The organism is Streptomyces sp. NPDC001415, from assembly GCF_053597395.1.
On record NZ_JBSFIE010000014.1, the window covers coordinates 20,216 to 35,976 of the forward strand.

Here is a 15,761-nt window from a genome sequence, read left to right on the forward strand (position 1 = left end):
TGACCATCAAGGTCCCGTTCCGCAACGCCGAGGACGGCGAAGAGGACTGACCCTCACGGCCGGCCCGGCGGTTCGCCGCCGGGCCGGCCGGCAAGACCCACCCCACTCCGGCCCCCCGGGCCCTACTTCCGTCACGTCTCCGCACCTTCCCGAGGAGCCGACATGCGTGTCCTGCTGGTCAATATGCCCTGGTCGCCGATCGACCTTCCCTCGCTGGCCCTGGGAATCCTGAAACGCAGCGTGGACGAACGCGTGCCGGGCGCCCGCGCCGAGGTCCTGCACGCCAATCTCGAATTCACCGACTGGATCACCGAACGTACGGAATTCACCGCCGACGACTACGAGTACTACGCCCTCTCCTCCTATTTCATGGGCTGCGGCGACTGGGTGTTCTCCTCCGCCCTCTACGACGACCCCACCTGGCGGGACCAGGAGTTCGCGGCCGCGATGAAGGGCAAACTGCGCAAGTCCCGGCTGCATATGTCACAGGAACTGCACCGCCAGGTACCGGAGTTCGTGGAGATGATCGCCCGGCGGATCGTGGACCACGCGCCCGATGTCGTCGGCTTCACCTCCACCTTCCAGCAGAACACCGCGGCCCTCGCCGCCGCCCAACACGTCAAGCGGCTCGCCCCGCACATCGTGACCGTCATGGGCGGCGCCAACTGCGACGGCGAACAGGGCGAGGCCGTCCACCGCAACTTCCCGTTTGTGGACCATGTGATCCGCGGCGAGGGCGAGTCCGCCTTCCCACAGCTCCTGACCGCGATCGGCGAAGGCGCCCGGGGCGAGGCCCTCAACGGGGTGCCGGGCCTGTGCCACCGTGACACCTACGGCAAGAGCGTCGTCAACCCGATGGCCACGAGCCCGCTGCCGCCCGCCACCATCCTGGCCCCCGACTACAGCGGCTACTTCGAACGCCTCGCCGCGTCGGTGGCCCGCAACTGGGTCGAGCCCAAGCTCGTCGTCGAGGGCGCCCGCGGCTGCTGGTGGGGCGAGAAGCACCACTGCACGTTCTGCGGACTCAACGGCTCGTTCATGCAGTTCCGCTCCAAGAGCCCCGACACGTTCTTCGAGGAGATCATGGAGCTCGCCCGGCGGCACCGGGTGCTCGACATGTACCTCGTCGACAACATCCTCGACATGGGCTACCTGACCACGGTGCTGCCGCGCATCATGGAGAGCGGCTACGACCTGCGCATGCACATCGAGATCAAGGCCAACATGCGCCGCAGCCAGCTCCGTACGCTCGCCGAAGCCGGACTCATCTACGTACAGCCGGGCATCGAGAGCCTCAACAACCGGGTGCTCGACCTGATGGACAAGGGCGTCAGCGGCTGCCAGAACGTCCGCATGCTGCGCGACGGTGCCGAGACCGGCCTCTCCGTCGCCTGGAACTACCTGCACGGTTTCCCCGGCGAGACCGCCGAGGACTACGACCCGGTCATCGCCCAGATCCCCGCCCTGGAACACCTCGACCCACCGGTCGACCTCTCCGCACGGATCGCGATCGAGCGCTTCAGCCCGTACTTCAACCGCCCCGAGCTGGGCTTCGACGGACTGCGCCCCGAGGAGCACTACCGCTTCACCTACGACCTGCCCGAGTCCGAGCTCTACGACCTCGCCTACGTCTTCGAGGCCCCGCAGCGCGGCATCACCGAGCCCACCGTCACCGCGCTCAACAACGCGCTCGACGCGTGGAAGAAGCACCACGCGGACGCCCGGCTCACCCACACCGACCTGGGCGACCGCATCGTCCTGGTGAGCAGGCGGCGCGCCTTCGCCTGGCGCGCGATGGAGCTGACCGACCCGTTCGAACGGATCGTCTTCCGCCTCCTCGACCAGCCGCACACGATCAGCGCGCTCACCCGCAAGGCCGCGGCCCGTGCCAAGAGCGCCGCGCGGGACGAGCGCGAGGTGCGGCAACTGCTCGACGCCTGGCTGGAGTTGGGGCTCGTCTTCACCGACGGCGGCCAGTACGTCCACATCGCACCCTCGGCCGTCAACGAGGACCTGCTGCGCCTGGACTTCATGCGGCACGCGCAGGCCGCGATGGACGCGGCCGAACAGCCCACCACGCCCGAGCCCGTGAGCGTCTGAACCCGCTAGTGCCCCGACCCGGCATCAGGAGGAGCAGCACCGATGAGCACCGCCCTCACCAACGCCACCGAGGCCGTCATGGTCGCAGCCTGGCGCGACTACGACCCTGAAGCGTGCGCCCTGCCGGGGATGTACCTCGGCGAGGTGGAACTGACCGGCCCCATGGGCGAGGAGAGCGACCGGCTGTGGGAGCAGGGCGCCCGCCGCGTCCGGCTGCCCGATACGGTCGACCTCGCCGACCCGGCGGCCGCCGAACGCGCGGTACGTTGCCTGAGTCTCGTCCGGGACCTGACAGCACGGGCCCTCCTGGTCGAGTGGAAACTGCGGCTGGACCCGGCGGCGGCCGACGACACCTGGCGCGCCCTCAGCCACCTCCAACCGCCGCGACGCCTGGACGGACCCGCCGACGCCACCGGCGACCTGCGCCGGTGGCGGGACGGCCATTACCTCTGCAAGTGCCTGTGGCGGCAGGGCCCCGGCTTCGTCCAGATCCGCGACCGCCGCTGGGGCGACCTGCGCCGCTTCACCGCCGACGAGCCGGAATACCAGCAGGTCATCGAGACCCTGGCCTACGGCGCCCCGACCGAATCTGTACCTGCCGCCGTACTCGCCGACTTCCGGGAGGAGCGTCTGGTCCTGGAGGTGGGCGGGCTCGCGTGGTGGATGCCGTACCGGGTGAACCGCTGGATCCAGGAGGCGATGGCGATCTGACCGTTGCGACGGGGCGCACGCGAGGTCGGTGAATCAGCGTGACCCGTCCGCTTCCGCGGCGCTCTTCAGGTCGCGCAGCCATCCTTCGAGGCCGTCACGGAGTATGTGGGTCGCGGCGGGGACGTTCGCGTCGACCTGGGGGCCGGTGTGGGTCTCCTCCGTGGTCACGCGGACGCCGCCCTTGACCTTGGTGAAGTTCCATACGTGGACGCCGTCGATGTGCAGCCCTTCACCTGTCGCGGGGCCGGTCCAGCGGATGCAGGAGTTGTGCTTGAGCTGCTGGACGGTCGAGGTGATGTCCAGGCTGGTGGCGGGAGTTGAGGGGTTGGGCGGCACCGGCGTCGTCCAGTGGAAGGCCGAGCCCTTCCGGAGGGGGCCGTGGTCGAGCCGTTCCGAGGTCTTGACCACGGCTTGCCAGGACGGCCACCGCTCCACATCGGTCTGCAGCTTCCAGATGGTGCTCAGTGGCGCGTGGATCACGGTCTCGGTCCGGTAGCGGACCCGGGCATCGGGGTCGACGCCTTCCCCGCGGCAGGTGAGCGACTTGCCCGGGTGAGGGGTCGCGCCGGCGGGCGTCGCCATGGTCCCGAGGACGGCGACGGCGAGTGGAACGGCGACCAGGGCGGCGCGGAAGCCGGCCCTGCGGATGCGCCGGTCCGGCCCGGTGGACGACGTTGCTGCTGAGGCTGACATGACGTTCCCCTTGAGTGAGTAGCCAGGTGTACGGACACGGAAGTGCCCGCCACCCGAAGGAGGTTTATATATGTTGCCGTTCGCTAGAAGTTCTAACACTCTGCCGCGATGGCCGTCAATAACCTTCGTGATAGCCTCTAACTAAATCTGGCGGCCGCGGCCGCGACCGTACGGAGAGGTGGCAGGCGAGTGGCGGAATCGGGCACCAGGACGCCGCGCGAGCGCTATCGCGCGCAGGTCCGGGCGGAGATCAAGCAGCACGCGTGGGAGCAGATCGCCACGGCGGGAGCCTCCGCGCTGTCCCTCAACGCGATCGCCAAGCAGATGGGGCTGAGCGGGCCCGCGCTCTACCGGTACTTCGCCGGCCGCGACGAGCTGATCACCGAGCTCGTCCGCGACGCGTACCGGAGTCTCGCCGACACTCTCCGCGCGGCCGCCGACGCCTCCGATTCCGGCCCCGACATCGACGTCCTGGCCAACGCGCTGCGCGGCTGGGCCCTGGAGGACCCCAACCGCTACTTCCTCGTCTACGGCACGCCCGTCCCCGGCTACCACGCGCCCGACGACATCACCGTCATCGCCGACGAGATCATGCGGATGCTGCTCGACGCGTGCACGGCGCTGCCCTTCGACGGTCCCGCGACGCCCTTCGCCGAACAACTCGAAGAGCACCGGCCGTGGGCGCGGGGCCACCCCGCCCCGCCCGCCGCCCTCCATCGGGCCCTGATCTTCTGGACGAGGCTGCACGGCGTGCTGTCCCTGGAAGCCGCAGGTCATTTCACCGGGATGGGATTCGACGCTGGGCAACTCTTCGCGGCCGAACTGGACGATTTGCGGCGGTCCGACCAGCCGTGAACTCCCTTGCCGTTACGCCGTGTCGGAGGGTGAGGCGACTGCCTGGAGGAGGGCGCTGCGGCAGGCTCGGACGGCCGGGTGACGGCTGCTTCCGCGGCGCACGACGGTGAAGATGCGGCGGGTGCGCTGACCGCGGGGGAGTGGGCGCAGGGGGACCGTCGGGCGTCGCCCGTTCCAGACCAGGTGGGGCAGGAACGCGGCGGCGTGATGGTGCTCGACCAGGCGGAGGTGGAGCAGCAGATCGGGGGACTCGAAGCGTACGTCCGGCTCGAAGCCCGCGTTGCGGCACAGCGTCATGGCCCAGTTCCGCGCGGTCGTACCCTCCGGTTCCATGACCCAGGGGTGGTCGGCGAGTGCGCGCAGCGCCGCCAACGGGGTCTCGGCGCCCGGCATTCGGGCCTGCGGCAGGGCGAGGTGGAGGCGGTCGTCGAGCAGGTCCTCCTCTTCGAGTTCGGCAGGGCGCGGGCTGGGGTTGGCGGGGTATTCCTCGGCGAGGACCAGGTCGAAGTCGCGGGCCAGCAGGGCGGGCAGCGCGCTTTCCGGCTCCATGTGCGTGACGTGCACGCGCAGACGCGGGTGGGCGTCCCGCAGCAGGCTGAGCGCGGTCGGGACCAGAGCCAGGGCGGCCGTCTGGAACGAGGCGATGCGCAACGTGCCGGTCAGATCGGTCAGGGAGGTGGCGATGTCCGCCTCCGCGCGCTCCAGGCGTTCCAGAACCGCTTCGGTGTGGGCGACGAGGATCTCTGCCTGCTCGGTCAACCGCACCCGCCGCCCGACCCGTTCGAGCAGTGGCACGCCGACCTCGGCCTCCAGTTGCGACAGCTGCTGGGACACGGAGGAAGGAGCGTAGGACAGGGCCGAGGCGACCGCCGCGAGGGTGCCACGGTGCTTGAGTTCACGCAGCAGGCGCAGTCGGTGCAGATCGAACATCGCCGGGCCCCCTGCGCCGTCGCCGACCTCCGCCGCGGACAGCTCCTCATGGCGCACGGTCGGATTTTTCGACGAGTATAGGTCGGAAACATTCGCTGGACCGATGGGAGAACGCCGCCGCATCCTGGTCGGGTGCCTGAGAACGCTTCCTCCCTCCATGTCCTGCCGTGGTACGCGCGGCCCGGCGCCCGAGCCTGGCGGTGTGAACCCGCACCCTCAGAGGTACGGGACTTCCACGCCGCGCTGCCCGACTACGGGCTCACCCCGCTGACCGAACTCCCGCCGCTGGCCGAGGAGTTGGGGGTCGGCCGGGTCTTCGTCAAGGACGAGTCGCGCCGTCTGGGGCTGCCGGCCTTCAAAGCGCTGGGCGCGTCCTGGGCGGTCCGCCGCATCCTCGCCGAGCGGGCCGCGAGCGGCGAGGAGCCCGGCCCGGTCACCCTGGTGACCGCCACCGACGGCAACCACGGCCGCGCGGTGGCCCGCATGGCGCGCCTGCTCGGACAGCGAGCCCACGTCTTCGTGCCGCGAGGCGTGCACCCGCGTGCGGTGTCCGCCATCGCCGCCGAGCGGGCGCAGGTCACCGAGGTCGCGGGACCCTACGACGAGGCCGTGCGCCTGGCGGCCGAGGCGAGTGCCGGGGCGGACTCGGTCCTGGTCCAGGACACCGCCTGGCCGGGCTACGAGCGGATCCCGGGCTGGATCGTCGAGGGCTACTCCACCCTCTGCACCGAGATCGACGAGCAATTGACGGCCGAGGGGGTCACCGAGGGGCCCGGCCTCGTCGCCGTGCCCGTGGGTGTGGGGTCGCTGGCGCAAGCCGTGGTCACCCACTACCGCAGCCGTCCGTCCGAGCGCGCCCCTGCGCTGCTGTCGGTGGAACCGGAGGCCGCGTCCTGCGTCCTGGACAGCCTCTCGCTCGGCGCGCCCCTCAGCATCAGCACCGGCGACACCACGATGGCGGGACTGAACTGCGGCACCCCGTCCAGCATCGCCTGGCCCTACCTGCGGGGCGGCCTGGACGCAGCCGTCGCCATCCCCGACGCGGAATCCACCCGCGCGGCCGCCCGCCTCGCGGACCTCGGCGTCTCCTCCGGCCCGTGCGGGGCCGCGTCGCTCGCCGGCCTGCGCGCGGTGCTCATGGGCGCGGGCTCTGACGAACGCCGTGCGACGCTGGGGCTCGGCCCCTGCTCGGTGGTCGTGCTGCTGAGCACCGAGGGCACGGCCGCCAACCCGCGCGCCATCGGCGGTGGGCTTTCGGTAGCCATCGGCTGAGCCGCGCGAGCGTACGTGAGGGGCCCGTAGCGTGGGCAGCTGCGGGCCCGGGCGGGGCGCCGGGCCGTCGGCGCCCCGCCCCACGCTCAGCTCGCGGCCGTGCGTTGCCGCGCGCGCCCGGCGCGGCGTTGCAGGGCGTGCAGATGGCGCTGGTGGTCCTCGGCCGTGACCGGGCGCAGCTCCGGTACGGGACGGGGGCTGCCGTTCTCGCCGATGGCGACGAACGTCAGGCGGGCGGTGGCCACTTCGGCGGTGGGGCCCGAGGCGTTCCACCGCTCGGCGGTCGCCCGCACGCCGACGTCCATCGAGGTGCGGCCCGCGTACTCCACGCACGCCCGCACACTCACCAGATCGCCGGCGTGGACGGGCAGGAGGAACGTCATCCGGTCCACCGAGACGGTCACGGCGGGGCCGCCCGCATGCCGTCCGGCGGCCGCCGCGGCGGCGTCGTCGATGAGTTTCATGATGACGCCGCCGTGGATGGTGCCGTACAGGTTGGTGTCGTGCTCGCTCATGATGTGGGCGAGGGTCACGCCCGAGTCGGCCGGTGCCTTGTGGGCCGGGCCATCGGTGAGGGTGTCCACGTCACAGGGCCTTTCAGTGCGCGGCGGGCAACTGCTGACGGGCCTGCCGGGCCGCCGCCGTCATGCGTTCGAGGGCCGGGCGGACCTCTGCCCAACCGCGGGTCTTCAGACCGCAGTCGGGGTTGATCCACAGCCGTTCGGCCGGTACGGAGCGCAGGGCCCGGGTGATGAGGTGCGCGGTCTCCGCCTCGGGCGGGACGCGGGGGGAGTGGATGTCGTACACCCCGGGACCCACCTCGCGCGGATAGCCCGCCGCGGCCAGCTCGTCCGCGACCCGCATGTGGGAGCGGGCCGCCTCCAGGCTGATCACGTCCGCGTCCAGGTCGTCGATGGCGGCGAGGATCTCGCCGAACTCGGCGTAGCACATGTGGGTGTGGATCTGGGTGTCCGGCCGTACTCCGCCGGTCGTCAGCCGGAACGCCTCCGTCGCCCAGGCAAGGTACGCGGGGCGGTCGGCCGCCCGCAGCGGCAGGGTCTCGCGCAGGGCCGGCTCGTCGACCTGGATGACCGAAGTGCCGCACGTTTCAAGGTCGTCGACCTCGTCGCGCAGGGCCAGGGCGACCTGTCGGGCGGTGTCGGCGAGCGGCTGGTCGTCGCGCACGAAGGACCAGGCGAGCATGGTGACCGGCCCGGTGAGCATGCCCTTGACCGGTCGGTCGGTGAGCGACTGGGCGTACGCCGTCCAGCGGACCGTCATCGGCTCGGGCCGGGAGATGTCGCCGGCCAGGACCGGCGGGCGCACATAGCGAGTGCCGTACGACTGGACCCAGCCGTGCTGCGTGGCCAGGTAGCCGGTGAGCTGTTCGGCGAAGTACTGGACCATGTCATTGCGTTCGGGCTCGCCGTGCACCAGGACGTCGATGCCGGTCTTCTCCTGGAAGGAGACCACCTCGCGGATCTCGGCCTCGATGCGCTCCTCGTACGCGTCCGTACCGATGCGTCCGGCGCGCAGGTCGGCGCGGGCGGTGCGGAGTTCACCGGTCTGCGGGAACGAGCCGATCGTCGTCGTGGGCAGGGGCGGCAGGCGCAGGTGGGCGCGCTGGGCGACGGCACGTTCGGCATACGGCTGGGCGCGGCGGGCGTCGGCCTCGGTGATCGCGGAGGTCCGGGCGCGTACGGCCGGGTCGCGGGTGATGGCCGAACCGGCGCGGGAGGCCAAGTCGGCCCGGTTGGCAGCCAGTTCGGCCGCGATCGCCCCGGTGCCGCGGGACAGGCCGCGGGCCAGCGTGACGACCTCCGCCGTCTTCTGTCGGGCGAAGGCGAGCCAGCGCGCGATCTGCGGCTCGATGCCGTGTTCGGCGGCCGCGTCGAGCGGGACGTGGAGCAGTGAGCAGGAGGCGGCCACGTCGACGCGGTCGGCGAGGCCGAGCAGCGTGGCCAGGGTGGCGAGCGAACTCTCCAGATCGTTGATCCACACGTTGCGCCCGTCCACGACCCCCGCGACGAGCCGCTTGCCGGGCAGCCCGCCGACCGCGGCGAGGTCGTCGAGGTTGGCGGCCGCGGGGCCGGTGAAGTCCAGGGCGAGCCCGTCGACCGGTGCCTTGGCCAGGACGGGCAGGGCTTCTCCGAGCCGGTCGAAGTACGAGGCGACGAGCAACTTCGGGCGACCGGTGAGCGCGCCGAGCTCGCTGTAGGCGCGGGTGACGGCGTTCAGTTCGGCGGGGGTGCGGTCCTGGACGAGCGCGGGCTCGTCCAGCTGTACCCACTCGGCTCCGGCCGCCCGCAGATCGGCCAGCACTCGCGCGTACACCGGCAGCAGCCGGTCGAGCAGGGTGAGCGGCTCGAAGTCGGCGGCCACGCCGGGCGCGGGTTTGGCGAGCAGCAAATAGGTCACAGGCCCCACGAGCACGGGGCGCGCGGTGAGCCCGAGCGCGAGGGCCTCCTTCAACTCGCCGACCTGCTTGGCGGAGTCGGCGGCAAAGGCGGTGTCCGGCCCCAACTCCGGCACCAGATAGTGGTAGTTCGTGTCGAACCATTTCGTCATCTCAAGGGGTGCCACGTCCTGGGTGCCGCGCGCCATGGCGAAGTAGCCGTCCAGCTCGTCGGCCGCGAAGGCCCCGCGGTGGCGTTCGGGGACGGCGCCCACCATGACACTGGTGTCGAGGACGTGGTCGTAGTACGAGAAGTCGCCGGTCGGCACCTCGTGGAGGCCCGTCTCGGCGAGCCGCCGCCAGGTGGCCGCCCGCAGTTCGGCGGCGGTCCGGCGGAGTCCGGGGGCGCTGACACGGCCCTTCCAATAGCCCTCGATCGCCTTCTTCAGTTCCCGGTTCGGGCCTTGGCGGGGGTAGCCGTACAGGGTGGCGCGTGCTGCCGCGGCTGCGGACTTGGTGGTCACGAGACTCTCCTTCGCGAGCTCTTCGGTGGAACGGACCCCGGAACGGGACGAAGGCGCGAAAGGACGACGGACCTGGGCCACGGTGTGTAGGCCGTTGCCGCTGGTGCGTACGCCGACCCGCCCTAGAGGTCGCCGGGATCTCCGCGCGCGATCGGTCGCACGCGGGCAGTGGCAGGTCTTCGGACTCGCGGGCACGCCTCATGCTGTCCGAGGCATCTACTGGCCGTCGCTTCCCAGACCCGGCCGGGCCCAGTGCGTATGACGGCGGTCGTTCCCGCTCACCGCTGCGGGGCAGTCCCGGATTCCCACCGGGTTCCCTCTTACGACGCATCCCGCCTGGCGGACGGGGCGAACCAGCTGCACGGGCAGCCTATGCGCTCGACCCGCGTCCCGGGAACCACGTTCGCGCATACCGCACGGTGAGGTGCGGCACGCCGGACGCCGATCCGGACGGAGTTCACACACAGACTCCGACCGACCGGACGCGGGGCGACCCTCCCAGGCCACCCCGCGCCCACGGCTGCCGGGGCCACTCAGCCCGGCAGCACCCGGAGCCCCTCAACCCCGGTCGTAGGTGTGGAACCCCCGGCCCGTCTTCCGCCCCAGCAGGCCCGCCTCGACCATGCGGTGCAGCAGTGGGGGCGGGGCGTACAGCGGTTCCTTGAACTCTTCGTACAGGGACTCGGCGATGGAGGCGACGGTGTCCAGGCCGATCAGGTCGGCGAGTTTGAGCGGGCCCATCGGGTGGGCGCAGCCCAGCTCCATGCCGGCGTCCACGTCGGCGGCACTGGCGAAGCCGGATTCCGCCATGCGCACCGCGGCCAGCACGTAGGGGATGAGCAGGGCGTTGACCACGAACCCGGCCCGGTCCTTCGAGCGGATCACGGTCTTGCCGAGAGTGAGCCGGGCGAACTCCTCGGCCGTCGCGGCGGTCTGGGCGCTGGTGTGCAGGGACGTGACGATCTCCACCAGCGGCATGACGGGCACGGGGTTGAAGAAGTGCAGCCCGAGCACGCGGTCGGCCCGGTTGGTGGCCCGGCCGAGCCGCATGACGGGAACGGAGGAGGTGTTGGTGGCCAGGACGGCCTCGGAGTCCTCGACGATCTTGTCGAGGGCGGTGAACACCTCCGCCTTGACGACCGGGTCCTCCACGACCGCTTCGACGACGAGTTGCCGGTCGGCGAGGTCGGTGAGGCGCGTGGTGAACGCGAGCCGCCACTGCGCGCTCTCGGCCTCGGAGCGGCCCAACTTGCCGCGCTGCACGGCGTGTTGGAGGGAGTCGGCGATGCGCTCGCGGGCGCGTCGGGCGGCGGGGGCGTCGGCCTCGCACACGACGGTGTCGAGCCCGGCGCGAGCGCACACCTCGGCGATCCCGGCCCCCATCTGGCCACCGCCGACGACGCCCACGCGCTGGATGCTGGTGGTCATGACTGCTCCCTTCCTGGCCGCGGAGGGTTTTGGACGGCGGCCCTGTGGAACTGCGGTGAGGGCCGGAGCGGAGCGGAGTTGCTCGGCCCTCACCTGTCTGTGTGGTTGGCGCACCCGGCGGAGCGCCTAGTGGAACTGCTCCTCCTCGGTGGAGCCGGCCAGCGCCGTCGTCGAGGAGGCCGGGTTGACCGCGGTCGACACCAGGTCGAAGTAGCCCGTGCCGACCTCCCGCTGGTGCTTCACCGCCGTGAAGCCCCGCGCCTGCGACGCGAACTCCCGCTCCTGCAGGTCGACATACGCGGTCATGCCGTGCTCGGCGTAGCCGTGGGCCAGGTCGAACATGCCGTGGTTGAGGGAGTGGAAGCCGGCCAGGGTGATGAACTGGAAGCGGTAGCCCATCGAGCCCAGTTCGCGCTGGAACTTGGCGATCTGGTCGTCGTCCAGGGCCGCCTTCCAGTTGAAGGACGGCGAGCAGTTGTAGGCCAGCATCTGGTCGGGGTGCTCGGCGTGGATCGCCTCCGCGAACTCCCGGGCCTGCGCGAGGTCCGGGGTGCCCGTCTCCATCCAGATGAGGTCCGCGTACGGTGCGTACGCGAGGCCGCGGGCGATGACCGGGGCCATGCCGTTCTCGACCCGGTAGAAGCCCTCGGCGGTGCGCTCGCCGGTGCAGAAACGGGCATCCAGCTCGTCGACGTCGCTGGTCAGCAGGGTCGCGGCGAGGGCGTCGGTACGGGCGACGACCAGCGTGGGGACATCGGCGATGTCGGCGGCGAGGCGGGCCGCGTTGAGGGTACGGATGTGCTGGGCGGTGGGGACGAGCACCTTGCCTCCGAGGTGGCCGCACTTCTTCTCGGAGGCGAGCTGGTCCTCGTAATGGATGCCCGCCGCGCCGGCCGCGATCATCGCCTTGGTCAGCTCGAAGGCGTTGAGCGGTCCGCCGAATCCGGCCTCCGCGTCGGCGACGATCGGGGCGAGCCAATCGGTCGTGTCGCTGCCGCCCTCGGCGGTGGCGATCTGGTCGGCCCGCAGCAGCGCGTTGTTGATCCGACGCACCACCTGGGGAACGGAGTTGGCCGGGTAGAGCGACTGGTCGGGGTAGGTGTGCCCGGCCTGGTTGGCGTCGGCTGCGACCTGCCAGCCGGACAGGTAGATCGCCTGGAGCCCGGCCTTCACCTGCTGGACGGCCTGCCCGCCGGTCAGCGCGCCGAGTGCGTGGATGTAGTCGCGCTCGTGCAGTTGGCGCCACAGCCGCTCGGCGCCGCGCCGGGCGAGGGTGTGCTCCTCACGGACGCTGCCGGAGAGCCGGACCACGTCCTCGGCACTGTAGGTGCGCTCGATCCCCTGCCAGCGAGGGTCCGTCGCCCACCGCTGCGCCAGCTCCGCCGCTGCCGCCGTCGTCTCTGCCGCCGTCGTCTCTGCCTGCGCCATGACCGTCTCCCGGTGTCGCGTCGAACGTGTGAGAAATGCTTCGAATGCCAAGGGTGTGAAGAGGCGATGACTCTCGTCATCGGTGTGCGGCCCGTCGTGCCATCTCGGGTGTGTGAGAGGCGGGGAGGCCCGGCCCGATGGTGCCGAAATCTCCGGTGCCAGACCGTGAACCACTGCTGGTACCCCGTCTGTTCGCCGAAGGATCCGGCGGGCCGCAGGACGACTCTGACAGCGGCACTGAGTGCCATCAACCGTGGCCCGATGCCAACTTCTGCAAATCTTCGCGACGTCGATTGCCAAGGTTGCGAAGGCCACCAACGGACCTGGCTCTCCTAGGATGCGGAGGCCGGGACTCGTCACGAGGAGGGGGAGGCAGTGGTGAGCAAGACCTACGCGGGGGCGCGGCTGCGGCGGCTGCGCGAGGAGCGGCGGATGAGCCAGGCCGAGCTGGCCCGCGTCCTGGCGATCTCTGCGAGCTACCTCAACCAGATGGAACACGACTCCCGGCCGCTGACGGTCCCCGTACTGCTGCGGCTCACCGAGACGTTCGGCGTGGACCCGGGGTTCTTCTCCGAGCGGGACACCAGCCGCCTGGTCGCCGACCTCCGGGAGGCCCTGGCCGACGACATCGCCGACGGCGGCGTCTCCGCCGCCGACCTGCGGGAGCTCGCCCAACGGCTGCCCGCCGTCGGCGATGTGCTGCTGCGGCTCGGGCGGCGCAACCACGAACTCCGGGAGCAATTCGCCCAGTTCGCCGACGGCCGCGATGTCGGCGCCGCTGCGGCTTCGGCCCGTACCCCGCACGAGGAGATCCGCGAGTTCTTCTACCGCCGCCAGAACTACCTGCACGACGCGGACACCGAGGCCGAGGAACTGGCCGGGCGCATCGGCATCCGGCCCGGCGAGGTCCGCCAGGCGCTCGCCGCCCACCTCGCCGAAGCGCACGGTGTACGGATCACCTCCGACGGCGACCGCTCCCACCACTACGACCCGCGGAGCCGTACCCTGCACCTCTCGCCCCGGCTGCGCCCCGGCCAGCAGGCCTTCCGCATGGCGACCCAGCTCGCCCTGCTCGCGTACGGCGACGAACTGTCCCGCCATGCCCGCGAGGACTTCGACGAAGCCTCACCGACCTGGTCCCTGGCGCGCATCGGCGTCGCCAACTACTTCGCCGCCGCGCTGATCCTGCCCTACCGCGCCTTCCACACCGCCGCCGAGGAGGTGCGCTACGACATCGAGCGCCTCACCGACCGCTTCGGCCTCGGCTACGAGACCGTCTGCCACCGCCTCAGCACCCTTCAACGCCCGCGTCTGCGCGGGGTGCCGTTCTCGTTCGTGCGGGTCGACCGCGCGGGCAACCTGTCCAAGCGGCAGTCCGCCACCGGCTTCCACTTCTCCCGCGCGGGCGGCACCTGCCCCCTGTGGAACGTGTACGAGGCGTTCACCGCGCCCGACCGCATCCACGTCCAGATCGCCGCCATGCCCGACGGGCAGCGGTACCTGTGGACCGCCCGCACCGTCACCCGCCACCGCGGCGGCTGGGGCCGCCCCGGCAAGACCTTCGCCATCGGGCTGGGCTGCGAGATCCGGCACGCCTCGCGGCTCGTCTACTCCGACGGGCTCGACCTGGACAACACCTCCGCCGCCACCCCGATCGGCATGGGCTGCCGAGCCTGCGAACGCCTGGACTGCCCCCAGCGTGCGGTCCCGCCACTCGGCCGACGCCTCGCCATCGACGAGAACACCAGCACGTTCGTCCCGTACCCGGTGATCAGAGCCGACCCCTGATCCGCGTCGGGCGGATACCCAGGGGTTCTCGCGGTCCGGACCCGTTAGCCTGGCCGCATGCCAGAGGCTTCAGGAGTGGCCCGCTTCTACGACCGGCTCGCGGCCGACTACCACCGCATCTACGCCGACTGGGACGCCGGAATGGCCCGGCAAGGTCGAGCCCTGGACGCGATGATCCGGGCCGGGCTCGGTCTCGACAGCGCCAGGGTGCTGGACTGCTCGTGCGGGATCGGCACCCAGGCCATCGGGCTCGGCCTGCGCGGCCACCGGGTCACGGGCACCGACATCAGCGCCGGGGCCGTCACCCGCGCGGTCGACGAGGCGGCTCTTCGCGGCGTCGCCCTGCCCGCAGCGACCGCGGACATGCGCCAACTCCCCTTTGCGGACGGCCAGTTCGACGTCGTCGTGAGCGCGGACAACTCCGTGCCCCACCTCCTCACGGAGCAGGATGTGCGGGCCGCCCTCACGGAGATGCGGCGCGCGCTGCGCACCGATGGGCTCCTGATCCTCAGCATCCGCCCGTACGACGAGATCCTGAAGGCACGGCCCTCCTCGACCCCGCCGCAAGTCGCCGCCCCGCCCCACGGCGGGAGCATCACGTTCCAGTTGTGGGACTGGCACGAGGACGGCGAGCGTTACGACCTGGAGCACTTCCAGCTCGTCCCCGACGGCGCGGGGGAGTGGGAGGTACGCGTGCGGCGCACCACCTACTGGGCGCTGACCCAGGGCCGGTTGAGCTCGTACGTGATCGAGTCCGGGTTCGTCGAGCCCCGGTGGCGGACCCCCGAGAGCACCGGCTTCTTCCAGCCCGTACTCACCGCGCGCGCCGCCACTTGAGCGGGAGCCATGGGTGGTGGAGCGGGACCTGCGGAGGGTCGACGGCCTAGGCTTCCTCTGGCATTCGGCCCCGACCTCAGGAGCGCACATCGTGTTCGACCCCGCACCGGAGTACCCGTACCCCGACGGCCAGCGGCCCGACGAGGTGCCCGCCCCGCACCCCCTGCTCGCGCCCGTGACCGGGTTCCTCGGCACCTGGTTCGGCCGGGGCGAGGGCGGATATCCGACGATCGCCGGGAACTTCGCGTACGCGCAGGAAGTCACCTTCAGCCACGACGGCCGGCCCTTCCTGCGGTACGAGGCCCGGGCCTGGCTGCTCGACGAGAACGGCGCGCCCCTGCGTCCCTCGGCGCGCGAGAGCGGCTGGTGGCGGCTCCAGGCCGACGGGCGGGTGGAGGCCCTGATCACCCAGCCCACCGGCATCGCGGAGATCGCGGTCGGCGCCGCGGACGGCAAGACGGCCGACCTCTCCACCGACGACGTGGCCCTCACTCCCACCGCCAAGGAGGTGAACGCGACCCGCCGCCGCTACGAGCTGACCGACGACGACACGCTGACGTTCACCCACGACCTCGCGGCGGTCGGCCAGCCCCTGCAACACCACCTCTCGGCAGTCCTGCGCCGCAAGGCTTAGACACAGGCTCTTAGGCTCGGAGGATCTTGACGGCGACCTCGCAGTTGAGCATCTGGGGATTCGCCGTCTTGGTCAACTCTCCTTGTTCCAGGGCCTGTTGTCCTCCTCCCCGTGGCTGGTCGAGACTGGTTCCGGCCTCGGGTGGGGTTCGTGCTCGTCCTGTGTT

The 15,761-nt window shown here is 71.3% G+C and carries 13 protein-coding genes and 1 riboswitch; of the genes, 7 read left to right on the forward strand and 6 right to left on the reverse strand.

Annotation, left to right across the window (positions count from 1 at the left end):
• Positions 1-162 precede the first annotated feature (162 nt).
• A complete protein-coding gene (locus ACWC2B_RS20070) occupies positions 163-2,100 on the forward strand; it encodes a RiPP maturation radical SAM C-methyltransferase (RefSeq protein ID WP_450718333.1) in 1,938 nt (645 codons plus the stop codon).
• 42 nt (positions 2,101-2,142) lie between these two features.
• Complete coding sequence (locus ACWC2B_RS20075; RefSeq protein ID WP_450718335.1) at positions 2,143-2,811, forward strand: DUF5825 family protein; 669 nt, start codon at positions 2,143-2,145, stop codon at positions 2,809-2,811.
• A 33-nt stretch (positions 2,812-2,844) separates the two neighbouring features.
• Here ACWC2B_RS20075 and ACWC2B_RS20080 read toward each other — a convergent pair whose 3' ends face one another.
• A complete protein-coding gene (locus ACWC2B_RS20080; protein WP_450718619.1) occupies positions 2,845-3,393 on the reverse strand; it encodes an SRPBCC family protein in 549 nt (182 codons plus the stop codon).
• A gap of 300 nt (positions 3,394-3,693) precedes the next feature.
• On the opposite strand from ACWC2B_RS20080, the gene ACWC2B_RS20085 reads away from it, so the two are divergent.
• Positions 3,694-4,359 (forward strand): TetR/AcrR family transcriptional regulator, encoded by a 666-nt coding sequence (locus ACWC2B_RS20085; RefSeq protein WP_450718337.1) that lies wholly within the window; start codon positions 3,694-3,696, stop codon positions 4,357-4,359.
• Between the two features lie 12 nt (positions 4,360-4,371).
• Here ACWC2B_RS20085 and ACWC2B_RS20090 read toward each other — a convergent pair whose 3' ends face one another.
• Complete coding sequence (locus tag ACWC2B_RS20090; RefSeq protein WP_450718621.1) at positions 4,372-5,289, reverse strand: LysR substrate-binding domain-containing protein; 918 nt, start codon at positions 5,287-5,289, stop codon at positions 4,372-4,374.
• Between the two features lie 132 nt (positions 5,290-5,421).
• Between ACWC2B_RS20090 and ACWC2B_RS20095 the strand changes: the two genes are divergently transcribed.
• A complete protein-coding gene (locus ACWC2B_RS20095) occupies positions 5,422-6,561 on the forward strand; it encodes a diaminopropionate ammonia-lyase (protein ID WP_450718339.1) in 1,140 nt (379 codons plus the stop codon).
• A gap of 86 nt (positions 6,562-6,647) precedes the next feature.
• On the opposite strand, the gene ACWC2B_RS20100 is transcribed toward ACWC2B_RS20095, so the two are convergent.
• The 4 genes from ACWC2B_RS20100 to aceA form a co-directional block, all read right to left on the reverse strand.
• The gene (locus tag ACWC2B_RS20100) at positions 6,648-7,145 is read right to left on the reverse strand and encodes an acyl-CoA thioesterase (RefSeq protein ID WP_450718341.1); all 498 of its coding nucleotides are present in this window, start codon (positions 7,143-7,145) and stop codon (positions 6,648-6,650) included.
• Positions 7,146-7,158: 13 nt separating this feature from the next.
• On the reverse strand, positions 7,159-9,480 hold the full coding sequence (gene metE, locus ACWC2B_RS20105; RefSeq protein ID WP_450718343.1) for a 5-methyltetrahydropteroyltriglutamate--homocysteine S-methyltransferase: 2,322 nt from the start codon (positions 9,478-9,480) through the stop codon (positions 7,159-7,161).
• Positions 9,481-9,633: 153 nt separating this feature from the next.
• Positions 9,634-9,854, reverse strand: a riboswitch (cobalamin riboswitch).
• 184 nt (positions 9,855-10,038) lie between these two features.
• Positions 10,039-10,908 carry a 3-hydroxybutyryl-CoA dehydrogenase gene (locus ACWC2B_RS20110; protein WP_450718345.1) on the reverse strand — a complete coding sequence of 290 codons (870 nt, stop codon included), beginning with the start codon at positions 10,906-10,908 and terminating at the stop codon, positions 10,039-10,041.
• A 126-nt stretch (positions 10,909-11,034) separates the two neighbouring features.
• A complete protein-coding gene (aceA, locus tag ACWC2B_RS20115) occupies positions 11,035-12,336 on the reverse strand; it encodes an isocitrate lyase (RefSeq protein ID WP_450718347.1) in 1,302 nt (433 codons plus the stop codon).
• 378 nt (positions 12,337-12,714) lie between these two features.
• On the opposite strand from aceA, the gene ACWC2B_RS20120 reads away from it, so the two are divergent.
• The 3 genes from ACWC2B_RS20120 to ACWC2B_RS20130 all read left to right on the forward strand — a co-directional run bounded on the left by ACWC2B_RS20120 (position 12,715) and on the right by ACWC2B_RS20130 (position 15,595).
• On the forward strand, positions 12,715-14,124 hold the full coding sequence (locus ACWC2B_RS20120) for a short-chain fatty acyl-CoA regulator family protein (protein WP_450718349.1): 1,410 nt from the start codon (positions 12,715-12,717) through the stop codon (positions 14,122-14,124).
• A 57-nt stretch (positions 14,125-14,181) separates the two neighbouring features.
• A complete protein-coding gene (locus tag ACWC2B_RS20125; protein ID WP_450718351.1) occupies positions 14,182-14,961 on the forward strand; it encodes a class I SAM-dependent methyltransferase in 780 nt (259 codons plus the stop codon).
• Positions 14,962-15,052: 91 nt separating this feature from the next.
• Positions 15,053-15,595, forward strand: a complete 543-nt coding sequence (locus tag ACWC2B_RS20130) for an FABP family protein (protein WP_450718353.1) — start codon at positions 15,053-15,055, stop codon at positions 15,593-15,595.
• The last annotated feature ends 166 nt before the right edge of the window (positions 15,596-15,761 follow it).